This window comes from Streptomyces sp. P3 (genome assembly GCF_003032475.1).
Taxonomy (GTDB): Bacteria; Actinomycetota; Actinomycetes; order Streptomycetales; family Streptomycetaceae; genus Streptomyces.
On sequence record NZ_CP028369.1, the window covers coordinates 8,030,236 to 8,042,958 of the forward strand.

At 72.6% G+C, this 12,723-nt stretch carries 11 protein-coding genes; 8 read left to right on the forward strand and 3 right to left on the reverse strand.

The genetic code is table 11. The features are described 5' to 3' along the window. Window positions 1-17: 17 nt before the first annotated feature. Window positions 18-602, forward strand: coding sequence for a TerD family protein (locus C6376_RS35415; protein WP_107447156.1), 585 nt, complete (start codon window positions 18-20; stop codon window positions 600-602). A 51-nt stretch (window positions 603-653) separates the two neighbouring features. After that, window positions 654-1,697: a hypothetical protein gene (locus C6376_RS35420; RefSeq protein ID WP_107447157.1), complete on the forward strand. Its 1,044-nt coding sequence runs from the start codon at window positions 654-656 to the stop codon at window positions 1,695-1,697. A gap of 49 nt (window positions 1,698-1,746) precedes the next feature. Here the strand turns inward: C6376_RS35420 and C6376_RS35425 are convergent, their stop codons facing one another. From C6376_RS35425 to C6376_RS35435, 3 genes are all read right to left on the reverse strand, one after another. Continuing rightward, window positions 1,747-2,448 (reverse strand): response regulator transcription factor, encoded by a 702-nt coding sequence (locus C6376_RS35425; RefSeq protein ID WP_107447158.1) that lies wholly within the window; start codon window positions 2,446-2,448, stop codon window positions 1,747-1,749. Between the two features lie 121 nt (window positions 2,449-2,569). Further along, entirely contained in the window at window positions 2,570-3,034 is a 465-nt protein-coding gene (locus C6376_RS35430; RefSeq protein ID WP_107447159.1) for a Crp/Fnr family transcriptional regulator, read from the reverse strand. Window positions 3,035-3,239: 205 nt separating this feature from the next. Then, window positions 3,240-4,949, reverse strand: a complete 1,710-nt coding sequence (locus C6376_RS35435) for a SulP family inorganic anion transporter (protein WP_107447160.1) — start codon at window positions 4,947-4,949, stop codon at window positions 3,240-3,242. Window positions 4,950-5,389: 440 nt separating this feature from the next. On the opposite strand from C6376_RS35435, the gene C6376_RS35440 reads away from it, so the two are divergent. The 6 genes from C6376_RS35440 (at window position 5,390) to C6376_RS35465 (ending at window position 12,571) form a co-directional block, all read left to right on the forward strand. Further along, on the forward strand, window positions 5,390-6,295 hold the full coding sequence (locus tag C6376_RS35440; RefSeq protein ID WP_107449372.1) for a universal stress protein: 906 nt from the start codon (window positions 5,390-5,392) through the stop codon (window positions 6,293-6,295). Window positions 6,296-6,355: 60 nt separating this feature from the next. Next, window positions 6,356-7,378 (forward strand): zinc-dependent alcohol dehydrogenase, encoded by a 1,023-nt coding sequence (locus tag C6376_RS35445; RefSeq protein WP_107447161.1) that lies wholly within the window; start codon window positions 6,356-6,358, stop codon window positions 7,376-7,378. A 5-nt stretch (window positions 7,379-7,383) separates the two neighbouring features. Further along, window positions 7,384-8,256 (forward strand): universal stress protein, encoded by an 873-nt coding sequence (locus C6376_RS35450; RefSeq protein ID WP_107449374.1) that lies wholly within the window; start codon window positions 7,384-7,386, stop codon window positions 8,254-8,256. 41 nt (window positions 8,257-8,297) lie between these two features. Further along, window positions 8,298-10,679 (forward strand): phosphoketolase, encoded by a 2,382-nt coding sequence (locus C6376_RS35455; RefSeq protein WP_107449373.1) that lies wholly within the window; start codon window positions 8,298-8,300, stop codon window positions 10,677-10,679. Window positions 10,680-10,806: 127 nt separating this feature from the next. Then, window positions 10,807-11,877, forward strand: a complete 1,071-nt coding sequence (locus tag C6376_RS35460; RefSeq protein ID WP_107447162.1) for a zinc-dependent alcohol dehydrogenase family protein — start codon at window positions 10,807-10,809, stop codon at window positions 11,875-11,877. 19 nt (window positions 11,878-11,896) lie between these two features. Continuing rightward, entirely contained in the window at window positions 11,897-12,571 is a 675-nt protein-coding gene (locus C6376_RS35465; RefSeq protein WP_107447163.1) for a pyridoxamine 5'-phosphate oxidase family protein, read from the forward strand. The last annotated feature ends 152 nt before the right edge of the window (window positions 12,572-12,723 follow it).

A 12,723-nucleotide genomic window follows, 5' to 3' on the forward strand; every position in this document is an offset into this window, starting at 1 on the left:
ATAAGGATGAGCCACGCATGATCACCCTCACCAAGGAAGACGGCCCGGCCGACCTGGACGGAGTCACCCGTCTGTCCATCGGGGTCTCCTGGGACCCCACCGCCGGCAGCAGCGGCGGCGTGCTGGGCAAGCTGCGCCGCAAGACCGGCACCGACCTCGACCTGATCGCCGTCGCCATGCAGGGCACGGACCCGGTGCGTCTCGCGGGCCTCGACTCGCTGGACCCGATGGGCAACGGCTCGCTGGTGCACAGCGGTGACAACCAGACCGGCCACGGGGACGGGGACGACGAGACGGTGACCGTCGAGTTCGCCCGGATACCGGCCAACATCACGTCGATCGTGTTCGTCGCCGCGGCCTACAAGAAGGGCAGCTCCTTCCAGAAGGCGCGCAACATCAGCTTCAAGGTCTATGACGCGACCGGCGGCACCTCCCAGCAGGTCGCCGACATCTGGCCGAGCCTGCTCACTCAGGACAACGGCTGCGCCGTGGCGAAGGCCCTGCGGGTCGGCGGCAGTTGGAAACTCGAGGTGATCAACGTGACGGGCAAGGTCAAGCAGGGCGACGAACACGCCCTGATGCGTTTCGCCGTCAGCAAGTAGCGATGCGTACAGGTGGGTTCTGTCGAGCCGAGTGTGTGAACGGGGGCAAGGATGAACCGGGTGCTCTACGGTGAACGGTCGTGGAACCCGCTCGCGCGGACCGTGGACCTGACCGAGGACCACATGCGCAGGGGCGGCAGGACCACCTCGCTGAGCGAACTCAACCTCGCTGCCATGGCCGACGCGTTCCAGCGCGGGTACTGGCTCGGCGGAGGCGGGACGGAGCGCCCGCTGGAGCGGCTGGCGGAGGACGCGGGGGTGGTGCCGGTGACCCGCGTCACGGGCGCCGCCGTGCCGGTGAGGGTGCGGCGGGCCGCCGAGTTCGCCCGCGGCCTGGGAGAGCTGGCGGTACGGCAGTGCGGTGGGCCCGCCCAGGTGGCCGCCCTGGCGGACCGGGCCCGGGCCGAGGAGGTGCCGCTCTGGATCGCCCGGCGCTTCGCACCGGGCCCGGCCGGGCCGATAACCGTCGCCGTGGACCGGCGTCTGGTGCGCGTGGACGCGTGGGGGCCACACGCCCCCGTCGTGCGGATCCGGGCCCCGCAGGGCTTCGACCCCTACTCCACCGAACAGTCCGCCGGCCTGCGCCTGACGGTCGACGGCGTCGCTGCGCGGCTGACACTGAGGAAGAAGCTGCGCAGATCCAGAAGTCACGTGGAGGTGCGGCTGCCGGGGCGGCGCTGGGTGCTGCGCCGGGAGAACGCGCTGACCTCGCGGTTGCTGCGCGACGAACGGTGTGTCGCCCTGCTGACGAGGCCCCCGCGCCGACCGGCGCCCGAGCCTGGAGCGGTACTGCTGCCGCTGGCGTCCGTGCGGTACGAGAGTCCCGATCCGCTGGACGCCGTCGTGGCACAGGTCTTCGCCGTGGCCTTCGGGCTCGGCGACACGACGGGCTCGGCGCGGTTCCGGTCGGAGCGGCGTCCGGCGCGCGGGGCCGAGCCCGTCGCCGACGACGAGGGGTGGGGCCGCCCCTGGTTCACCAACCTCGGCAGGGGGAGCGACGACAACGAACCCGGCGGCGGTGACGGCTGGGGTGCGGACGGCGGCGGAGGCGACAGCGGGGGTGACGGGGGAGGCGGGGACGGCGGGGGTGACTAGGCGACGGACTGGCGTGGAAGCCGACGGTGCCCGGGCGACTGCCGGAACGTCACCTCGCCCGGCGTTCGCCCGCTTCCGGCTGCTCCAGGTGGGAGGCGAGGACCGCGGCCTGGACCCGGCGCTGCACGCCCAGCTTGGCCAGGAGGCGGGAGATGTGGTTCTTGACGGTCTTCTCGGAGAGGTAGAGCTTCTTGCCGATCTCGCGATTGGTCAGCCCCTCGCCGATGAGGGCCAGGATGTCCCTCTCGCGCGGTGACAGGCTCGCCAGCTCGGACGGCACGGCGGGGTCGTCCACCGGGTCGGCCCGCAGCGAACGCATCAGGCGGGCCGTGGTCGAGGGGTCCAGCATCGACTGGCCCGAGGCCACCGTGCGCACCGCCGAGACCAGGTCGGACCCCTTGATCTGCTTGAGGACGTAGCCCGAGGCGCCGGCCATGATCGCGTCGAGCAGGGCCTCCTCGTCGTCGAACGAGGTCAGCATCAGACAGGCCAGTTCCGGCATCTGGCTGCGCAACTCCCGGCAGACCGAGATCCCGTCGCCGTCCGGCAGCCGTACGTCCAGGACGGCGACGTCGGGGCGCAGTGCCGGGCCCCGGGCGAGCGCGTGGTCGACGGTGCCCGCGTCACCGATCACCGAGATGTCCGGCTCGGCCTCGAGCAGGTCCGCCAGACCGCGTCGGACGACCTCGTGGTCGTCCAGCAGGAACACCCGGATCGGGTTCTGCTCGCTGAACGTGCGCGGCTCTGGCATGGTGATCCCTCGTTCCCCGGCAAAGGCCGGACAGCGACCTGTCCGTGCTTCCGATCATCACGCGCGGGGGCCGAGTGCGCCAGGGCCGACCGGCCCTACTCCGCCGGCCGGGTCCGGCGCGTCAGATGAGGCTGCCGGCGCCGTAGGGGGCGTACAGGTCGAGGAGGCGGGTCCGGGCCGAACGCAGACGGTGGGCGAGGACCCGGCCCACCCACTGGCCGATCTCATGACCCAGGGCCGGGTCGTCCTGGCACATCGACCGGACGGCCGTGGCGTCGAACTCGTAGGCCCGCACCGGAGTCATCGCCTCGGCGCCCATCTGCCAGGCGTGCGGGGGGATCAGCCAGGACCAGCCGACCAGCTCGTTGTGACCGAGGCTCTCGATGACGGCCGCCCGACGGCCCGGTACGCGCATGTCGAGATCGACCCTGCCGGTGCGGATGATCCAGAAGCGGTCGGCGCGTTCGCCCTCTTCGAACAGACGCGTTCCCTGGGGGACACTGACCTCGCGGGCGAAGCGCATGAGCCGCTCGCGGTGCTCGGCGGACAGCGAGTGCACGATGTCGGGGGTTGAGGTGGTGGGCATGACGGGCCTCCCTTGCCGGCTTCGGGCTTCCGGGGACAGCGTGCGCTTCGTTCATGACGGGGACCATGGGCCATGTGGTCCAGTGACCGGTCCTTTCGGTACCGCACACCGCTTCGCACAGGGCCCCGGACCCGTCCGGTTCCCGCGGGGGCCGGGCCCGTCCGGGAGCGTCGGTGAGCGCCTTCGGGGAGCGGGGCCCGGCCGTCTACCGACGGTCGAGCCACGCGCGGTAGGCGGCCACCGCCGTCGGCAGGGTCGGGAAGACGTGGTCCCCGCCGACCGACGCCGCGAGGCCGTATTTCTCGAGGTCGTCCCACAGGTCCTGCTTCACCCGGGCGAGGGCGAAGACGATACCGCGGCGGCTCAGTTCGCGTCGCAGATCCTCCACCGCGTCGAGGGCGGTGATGTCGACCTCGACATTGGCCTCGGTGTTGAGGACGAACCAGCGGACCGGGGCGCTCTGTTCGTCGACGGCGGCCAGGGCGCGACGCCGGAAGTCCTCCGCGTTGGCGAAGAACAGGGGCGAGTCGTAGCGGTAGACCAGGAGACCGGGGATGGTGCGGGCCTGCGGGTAGTCGTCGACGTCGTGCATGCCGGCCACGCCGGGGACCACACCCTCGATCGCGTCGTGCGGGCGCGCCACCCGGGTCAGCAGTTCGGCCACCGACAGGCCGACGGCCACGATCACCCCGTACAGGATGTCCAGGGCGAGGACCCCGGCGAGGCACCCGAGCGCCAGCAGCAGCTCCCTGCGACGGAAGGACGCCAGCCGGCGGAAGCCCGCGAGATCGATCATGCGGACCGCCGCGTAGACGACGAGCGCGCCGAGCACGGCGGACGGCGTGCGGGTCAGCAGCGGGCTGAGGAAGAGCAGCACGGCGAGCACCACCGCCGCGGCCACCAGCGAGTACGCCTGGCTGCGGGCGCCGCCCGTGGAGGCGAGCGCGGTGCGGCTGGCGCTGCTGCTCACCGGGAATCCGTGCAGCACCCCCGCGCCCAGGTTCGCCGCGCCCAGGGCGAGGAACTCCTGGTCGGGATCGAGCCCGGGGCCTTCGGCGTCGCGGTCGGCGAAGGCCCGCGCGGTGAGGATGAAGTCGGTGTAGGCGACCAGGAGCACGCCGAGCGCGGGCAGGACGAGGTGCGGCAGCTCACTCAGGTCCGGCACGGCGAGGCCCGGCAGACCGGACGGCACCTCGCCGATGACCTTCAGCCCGTACCGCCCGTCGAGGTCGAAGAGCACGACGGCGGCCGTGCCGAGGACGAAGGCGACGAGCGGGCCGGGCACGGCGGGGACGTACCGGGCCGTCAGGAAGAGGAACGTGAGCACGACGGCGGAGAAGACGACGGTCGCCGGGTGCGCGTCGGGCAGGTGGGCGAGGAAGGACCACAGCTGGGGGAAGAACTCGGTACCGCTCACGCGCACCCCGGTCAGCTTGGGCAGCTGATCCACCATCATGATGAGCGCCACCCCCGCCAGATAGCCGATCAGGACCGGGCGGGACAGCAGATCCGCGAGGAAGCCGAGCCGTACCGTCCGGGCGACCAGACAGAGCAGCCCGACCGTGACCGCGAGGGCCGCTGCCAGGGAGGCGTAGCGGCCCGGGTCGCCCGCGGCGAGCGGTGCGATCACGGCGGCCGTCATGAGAGCCGTCGTGGACTCCGGGCCGACCGACAGCAACCGTGAGGATCCGAACACCGCGTACAGCGCGAGCGCCGGCAGGATCGCCCACAGTCCGGCCACCGGCGGCAGCCCGGCCACGCCCGCATAGGCCATGACCTGCGGCACCAGATAGGCGGCCACGGTCACCCCGGCGAGCAGGTCGCCCGACAGCCACGCGCGCCGGTAGCCGAGGAGCGCGACCGCACCGGGCATCAGTCGTCGCCACCCCGCATACCTGGCCGGCCCCTTGGACATCTGCTGCCTTCCCTCGTCTGCCCACATGATCCACCGCTGGGTGACCGGCTACGCGCCCTTCGGCGGGGTCCGGCGCGTCAGCAGGGTCACATCGAGTCGAACGGCCCGTGCACACAAGGCCGTTCGGCCCCTTCGGCGCGGACCTTCGGCATCCGGCGTTCGGCCGGGGGCGGGACCAGAGTAAGTCGGGTCGGGCCACGCCCCGACGTGTCGTCGGCGGCGACACCCCGGGCGCCGGTCGGCTCCGGGTCCGGCTGCCCGTCGTCCGCGACCACGGCCGACCGCGGTGAACGCCGCCGACGTGGTGAGCCCGCCGTCCTGCCCCGGCGCGAGGACGTGCGGGGGCCGGACGGCCCCGACCCGGGACCAGTGGCCCCTGCCGCGGGAACCGCCCGAAGACGACTCTGGAATCAGATCCCTCGCCCCAGGAGGTGGAGATCATGCTCCGCACCATCACCGTAGGTCTCGACGGCTCGCGTGAGAGCCGTGCGGCCGCGGAATGGGCGGCCCGCGAAGCGAAACTGCGCGGGCTGCCGCTGAAGATCGTCCACGTGTGGGAGCCGGTACCGGAGCCGATGGCTCAGGCGCCGCTCCTCGGCGCGGAGACCCAGCAGCACTGGACCGAGAGGGTCCCCCGGGAGGCCGCGCAAGGCCTCCGGCTGCGTCACCCCGGCGTCGAGGTGCACACCGAGCAGGTCTCCGGCAACCCGGCCGACGCCTTGGCCGAGGCGGCGAAGAGCGCCGAACTGCTCGTGCTGGGCTCGCGCGGCCTCGGCGGGATCGGCGGGTTCGTGGTCGGCTCGGTCGGCCTGTCCACGGTCGCGCACGCGGACCGCCCCGTGGTGCTGGTGCGGGCCCTGGAAGTGGCGGCCGACGAGCATGAGGCGGACCCCGCGGGCGTCCCCTCCGCCGCGACGCCCTTCCTGCCCGTCGTCCTCGGACTCGACGTCGAGCACGCGGACGAGACGCTGGTCGAGTTCGCCTTCGACGCCGCCAGGCGCCGGGCGACGTCCCTGCGGGTCGTCCACGGCTGGAACCCGCCGCCGTACTACGCGTACGGCACGCCCGTCAGCCCCGCCCTGCACGAGGGACTCGCACTCGCCGAAGCCGCGGCCCTGGAGGAGGCTCTGCGGCCCTGGCAGCAGAAGTACCCGGACGTGCAGGTCGTCGAGGTGTCCCGCTACGGCAGTCCGGCAGTCCACCTCGTGGAGGCCTCCGGGGACGCCTCTCTCGTCGTCGTGGGCCGGCGTATCCGCCGCAGCCCGTTCGGCGCGCACATCGGCCATGTCACGCACGCCGTCCTGCATCACTGCACCGCCCCCGTCGCCGTCGTCCCCCACGGCTGACCCACCCCCGGCCCCGGCCACCCCCCATCACTCCCGATCACTCGCGAGGAGAAGAGAACCATGAAGGCAGCGGTCGTACGAGCGTTCGGTGAGCCCCTGGTCATCGAGGAACGCCCCGACCCCGAGCCCGGCCCGGGCCAGGTCCGCGTCCGGGTGGAGGCGTCCGGGCTGTGCCACACCGACATCCACGCGGCCCACGGTGACTGGCCGGTCAGGCCGAACCCGCCGTTCGTCCCCGGGCACGAGGGAGTCGGCCTGGTGGAGGCGCTCGGCGAGGGAGTCACCCACCTCTCCGTCGGGCAGCGGGTCGCCGTTCCGTGGCTGGGCAAGGCCTGCGGGCGGTGCGAGCACTGTCTGTCCGGCTGGGAGACGCTCTGCGAGCAGCAGATCAACACGGGCTACGGATGCGACGGCGGGCATGCCGAGAAGATGCTCGCCTGGGCCGACTTCGCCCAGCCCGTGCCCGACGGGATCACCGCCCTGGAGGCCGCCCCGCTGACCTGTGCGGGCGTCACGACGTACAAGGCGCTCAAGGTCGCCGACGTCAGGCCCGCCCAGCTCGTCGCGATCTCCGGCGTCGGCGGCCTCGGCCACCTGGCCGTGCAGTACGCGAAGATCGCCGGAGCCACGGTCGCCGCGATCGACGTCACCGACGAGAAGCTCGAACTGGCCGCCGAACTCGGCGCGGACATCGTCGTCGACGCCCGCAAGGAGAACGTCGGCGAGGTGCTCAGGCGGCACGGCGGCGCCCACGCGGCCATCGCGCTCGCGGTGAACGACGCGGCGTTCGAAGCGGTCAACTCCGGGCTGCGGCGCGGCGGCAAGCTGGTCATGGTGGCCCTGCCGGCACACGGCACGGTCCGCGTCCCCGTCTTCGACACCGTCCTGAACGGCACCTCGGTGATCGGCTCGATCGTCGGCACCCGGCAGGACCTCGCCGAGGTCTTCCAGCTGCACGCGGCCGGCCGCACGCGGGTCGTCTACGAGGCCCGCCCCCTCGCCTCCGTCAACGACTCCATCGACGAGGTGCTGCGCGGCGAGGTCAAGGCCCGGATCGTGTTCGACCTGGACGCGGGACGGTGAGCGCCGTGGATCTCCCGATCGTCGTCGGAGTGGACGGCTCGGAGCCGAGCCTGCGGGCCGTCGACTGGGCGGCCGACGAGGCCGCCCTGCGCGGGGCCCCGCTGCGGCTGGTGTACGCCTCCCTCTGGGAGCGCTACGAGGGCGAGTCCCTCGCGGAGGACCTCGGCAAGCCGTCCGAGCAGGTGCGGGCCGCGGACATCGTGCGGGTGGCCGCGGAGCGCGCCCGGCTGCGGCAGCCCGGCGTCGGGATCTCCACCGACGTGCTGCCGGAGGAGCCCGAGTACGCGCTCGTGCACGAGGGGCACCGTGCCTGCGCCCTGGTGCTCGGCAGCCGGGGCCGCAGCGGCTTCGTCGACATGCTGCTCGGGTCGGTCGGCCTGACCGTCGCCGCCCACGCGGACTGCCCGGTGATCGTGGTGCGTCCCGGCGGCGACAACCGGGTCCGAGCGGACGCGCGCGGCCGCGTGACCGTGGGCGTCGGCGAGCAGGGGGAGGACTCCGCCGCCCTGCGCTTCGCCGCCCGGGAGGTGCAGCTGCGCCACGCGACCCTGGACGCCGTACGGGCCTGGCGGTGCCCCTCGCACGAGACCACGGACCACCCGCTGCTGGCCGGCGAACCCGCGCGTCTGCACGAGCAGCACGCCGTCGAAGTCCTGGACCGGGCGCTGAAGGGGACGCCCGCGGAGATCGACCTGCACCGGCGGACGGTCGAGGGCCCCGCCAGGAAGGTCCTGCTGCATGCCTCGCGCGAGGCCGACCTGGTGGTGGTCGGGGCCCGCCGCAACCCGGGACACCTGGGGCTCCAGCTGGGCCGGGTGTCCCACGCGCTCCTGCACCACTCCGCCTGCGCCGTCGCGGTCGTCCCCGAGCAGGCGTGACGGAAATGGCCGTCCACACCGACGATTTCAGGAGTCCCACGATGCCCGAGGCCGAGCCCCGGACCACCACCGCACCGACGGACGACGAACTGCGCACCCTGGACGCGCACTGGCGGGCCGCCAACTACCTGGCCGCCGGGCAGATCTACCTGATGTCCAACCCGCTGCTGACCGAGCCGCTGAGGCCCGAGCACATCAAGCCCCGGCTGCTCGGCCACTGGGGCACCTCGCCCGGTCTCAACCTCGTGTACACCCACCTCAACCGGGTGATCAGGGCGCGGGGACTCGACGCGCTGTGCGTGTGGGGGCCCGGTCACGGGGGGCCGTCGATCCTGGCCAACTCCTGGCTGGAGGGCAGCTACAGCGAGACCTACCCGGACGTGCCCAGGGACGGCGCGGGCATGGCCCGGCTGTTCAGGCAGTTCTCCTTCCCGGGCGGGGTGCCCAGCCATGTCGCCCCGGAGACTCCCGGCTCCATCCACGAGGGCGGTGAACTGGGCTACTCGCTGTCCCACGCCTACGGCGCCGCCTTCGACAACCCCGGCCTGCTGGTCGCCTGTGTGATCGGCGACGGCGAGGCGGAGACCGGTCCGCTGGCCGCCTCCTGGCACTCCGACAAGTTCCTCGACCCGGTCCACGACGGCGCCGTCCTGCCGATCCTGCACCTCAACGGCTACAAGATCGCCAACCCGACGGTGCTCTCCCGCCTCCCCGAGTCCGAACTCGACGCGTTGCTGCGCGGCTACGGCCACGACCCGATCCATGTGACCGGCGACGACCCGATGCAGGTGCACCGGGCCATGGCGGCGGCGATGGACGACGCCCTGGACCGGATCGCCGTGATGCAGCAGACCGCCCGCCAGGACGGCGTCACCGAGCGCGTGCACTGGCCCGTGATCGTGCTGCGCACTCCGAAGGGCTGGACCGGTCCCGCCGAGGTGGACGGCCTGCCCGTCGAAGGCACCTGGCGCGCCCACCAGGTCCCGCTGGCCGGCGTCAGGGAGAACCCCGAGCACCTCCGTCAGCTGGAGACCTGGCTGCGCTCGTACCGTCCGCAGGAGCTCTTCGGCCCCGACGGGCGGCCGACCGCCGACGTCCTCGCCTGCGTCCCCGAGGGCCCCAAGCGGCTCGGCGCCACCCCGCACGCCAACGGCGGACTGCTCGTCCGGGACCTGCCCGTCCCGCCGCTCGACGACTTCGCCGTCCCCGTCGACAAACCGGGTACCACCCTGCACGAACCGACGCGCGTCCTCGGAGACCTCCTGGCCCGGGTGATGAAGGACACCGGCGATCGACGCGACTTCCGCCTCGTCGGCCCGGACGAGACCGCCTCCAACCGGCTCCAGGCCGTCTTCGACGTCAGCGGAAAGGCGTGGCAGGCCGGACACCTTCCCGTCGACGAGCACCTGGAGCATCACGGCCGGGTCATGGAGATCCTGTCCGAACACACCTGCCAGGGCTGGCTGGAGGGCTATCTGCTGACCGGCAGGCACGGTCTGTTCTCCTGCTACGAGGCGTTCGTGCACATCGTCGACTCCATGGTCAACCAGCACATCAAATGGCTGAAGACCTCGCGGGAGCTGCCCTGGCGCGCACCCATCGCCTCCCTCAACTACCTGCTGACCTCGCACGTCTGGCGCCAGGACCACAACGGCTTCTCCCACCAGGACCCCGGCTTCGTCGACCACGTCCTCAACAAGAGCCCGGACGTCGTACGGGTCTACCTCCCGCCGGACGCCAACACGCTGCTGTCCGTGGCCGACCACGTCCTGCGCAGCCGCGACTACGTCAACGTCGTCGTGGCCGGCAAGCAGCCCTGCTTCGACTGGCTCTCCATGGACGAGGCCCGAGCCCACTGCGCGCGCGGCGCCGGGATCTGGGAGTGGGCGGGCACGGAGAACGGCGGTGAGCCGGACGTCGTGCTGGCCTGTGCCGGCGACGTGCCCACCCAGGAGGTGCTGGCCGCCGCCCAGTTGCTCCGCAGGCACCTTCCGGACCTCGCCGTCCGGGTGGTCAACGTCGTCGACATGACCCGGCTGCTGCCGCGCGAGGAACACCCGCACGGGATGAGCGACTTCGAGTACGACGGGCTGTTCACCACCGACAAGCCGGTGATCTTCGCCTATCACGGCTACCCGTGGCTGATCCACCGCCTCGCCTACCGCCGCACCGGCCACCGGAACCTGCACGTACGGGGCTACAAGGAGTCCGGCACCACGACCACGCCGTTCGACATGGTCGTCCGCAACGACCTCGACCGCTACCGCCTCGTCATGGACGTCATCGACCGCGTCCCCGGCCTCGCCGTGCGCGCCGCCGCCGTACGCCAGCGGATGGCCGACGCCCGCACCCGGCACCAGGCCTGGATCCGCGAGCACGGCACCGACCTGCCCGAGGTGGCCGACTGGACCTGGAACAGCTGACCCCGGCGGCACGGGACCGTCCGGCGGGCCGGGTGGGCCGGACGGCCCAAGCGGAAAGGGTGATTATCGGACAGGCTGAACGTACAGGACAAATCGGTACGCGACGAGAGGGACGGTGAGGAGCGAGATGAAAGGCTTCGTCTTCCATGGTCCCGGGCGGTCCGCCTGGGAAGAGGTCCCCGACCCTGCTCTGAAGGAGCCCACCGACGCCGTCGTGAAGGTCGTCGCCGTCACGATCTGCGGCACGGACCTGCACATCCTCAAGGGCGACGTCCCCGAGGTGCGCCCGGGCACGGTCCTGGGCCACGAGGCCGTCGGAGAGATCGTGGAGGTCGGCAGCGATGTGCGGACCGTGCGTCCGGGCGACCGTGTGCTGGTCTCGTGCATCAGCGCCTGCGGCCGCTGCCGCTACTGCCGCGAGGGCGCCCACGGCCAGTGCCGGGGCGGTGGGGGCTGGATCCTGGGCCATCTGATCGACGGCACCCAGGCGGAGTACGTCCGCGTCCCCTACGCCGACCTGTCGGTGCACGTCCTGCCCAGCGCGGTCGAGAGCAAGGACGCCGTCCTGCTGGCGGACATCTTCCCGACCGCCTACGAGGTGGGCGTCCTCAACGGGCGAGTGCGTCCGGGAGACACCGTCGCCGTCGTCGGGGCCGGGCCCATCGGCCTCGCGGTGATCGCCACCGCGCGCCTGTTCGCGCCCGAGCGGATCGTCGCCGTCGACCTGGCCGCCTCCCGGCTGGAGGCCGCCAGGCAGTTCGGCGCCGATGCCGTCGCCGATGCCCGCGAGGATCCCGGGCAGCTGATCGCCGACCTCACCGACGGGCTCGGCGCCGACGTGGTCATCGAGGCGGTGGGGGCGCCGGAGAGCTTCGAGCTGTGCACCCGGATGGTGCGGCCCGGCGGTCACGTGGCCAACGTCGGTGTGCACGGCAGGCCCGTCACGCTGCACCTGGAAGACCTGTGGATCAAGAACGTGACCATCACCACCGGTCTGGTGGACACCCGCTCGACGCCCACCCTGCTGCGGATGGCCGCCGCAGGCCGGCTGCCCACCGCCCAACTGGTCACGCACACCTTCCCGCTGGACCGCATGGAGGAGGCGTACGACGTCTTCGGCCGGGCCGCCGACACCGGCGCGCTCAAGGTGGTCCTCGGCGAGCAGCCGCACGAGGAAGTCGCTGTCCGGGCGACCTGAGGAGAGGACGTGAACGGGCATGACCGAACCGAAGCACGCCGACCCGACGAAGGGGCGGCCCTCGGGCGACCTGGGCCGTCGACTGGCCGCACGGCGGACCCAGTTGGGGCTGACACGCCAGGAGACCGCCATCCGCGCGGGCATGGACCCGGGCTATCTGCGCCACCTGGAGGAGCACGCCGTCGCCGCGCCGGGCCAGGGCGCGCTGCTCAGACTGGCGGGAGTCCTGGAGACCACGCTCGCGGCGCTCACCGGAGGGGACGTCGATCTGCCACCGGGCCCCGGACGGGCCGAGCGTACGGCCGAGTTCACCGAGCTGAGCAGGACCGAGTGCGGCGACCTGCTCTCGACCCACGGTGTCGGAAGGCTCGCGGTGTCCACCGCCCAGGGCCCGGTGATCGTCCCGGTCAACTACAGCGTCGTCGACGGCACGATCGTCTTCAGGACCGCACGGGGCGCGACGCCGGCGCTGGGGGTCGGTAGCCGGGTCGCCTTCGAGATCGATCGCATCGACGACGCGTTCAGCCAGGGGTGGAGTGTGCTGGTGCGCGGCAACGCGCGCATGGTGACGGACCCGGGCGAGGCCGAACGGCTCGCGCGGCACGCCTACAGCACGCCCTGGGCCGGCGGCCGGCGGGACGTGTGGGTGCGCGTCGAACCGTACGCCGTCACGGGACGCCGCATCAGGGTCTGAACCGAGGGCGGTTCAGTGCTCGGCCGGGCCCGTTCGGCGGCTGCCGCGGGCTTCCGGGCCCGACCGGCACCGCCCGGGGGAGGCGGACGCCCCCGGCACGCGACGCCTCCGGCGGAGCGTCACCGACGGTGGAGACACTGCCCGGGCCTTGT

Coding starts and splice junctions, on each gene's coding strand:
- C6376_RS35415 (WP_107447156.1), top strand. CDS start 18: ATGATCACCCTCACCAAGGAAGACGGCCCGGCCGACCTGGACGGAGTC.
- C6376_RS35460 (WP_107447162.1), top strand. CDS start 10,807: ATGAAAGGCTTCGTCTTCCATGGTCCCGGGCGGTCCGCCTGGGAAGAG.
- C6376_RS35465 (WP_107447163.1), top strand. CDS start 11,897: ATGACCGAACCGAAGCACGCCGACCCGACGAAGGGGCGGCCCTCGGGC.
- C6376_RS35420 (WP_107447157.1), top strand. CDS start 654: ATGAACCGGGTGCTCTACGGTGAACGGTCGTGGAACCCGCTCGCGCGG.
- C6376_RS35425 (WP_107447158.1), bottom strand. CDS start 2,448: ATGCCAGAGCCGCGCACGTTCAGCGAGCAGAACCCGATCCGGGTGTTC.
- C6376_RS35430 (WP_107447159.1), bottom strand. CDS start 3,034: ATGCCCACCACCTCAACCCCCGACATCGTGCACTCGCTGTCCGCCGAG.
- C6376_RS35435 (WP_107447160.1), bottom strand. CDS start 4,949: ATGTCCAAGGGGCCGGCCAGGTATGCGGGGTGGCGACGACTGATGCCC.
- C6376_RS35455 (WP_107449373.1), top strand. CDS start 8,298: ATGCCCGAGGCCGAGCCCCGGACCACCACCGCACCGACGGACGACGAA.
- C6376_RS35440 (WP_107449372.1), top strand. CDS start 5,390: ATGCTCCGCACCATCACCGTAGGTCTCGACGGCTCGCGTGAGAGCCGT.
- C6376_RS35445 (WP_107447161.1), top strand. CDS start 6,356: ATGAAGGCAGCGGTCGTACGAGCGTTCGGTGAGCCCCTGGTCATCGAG.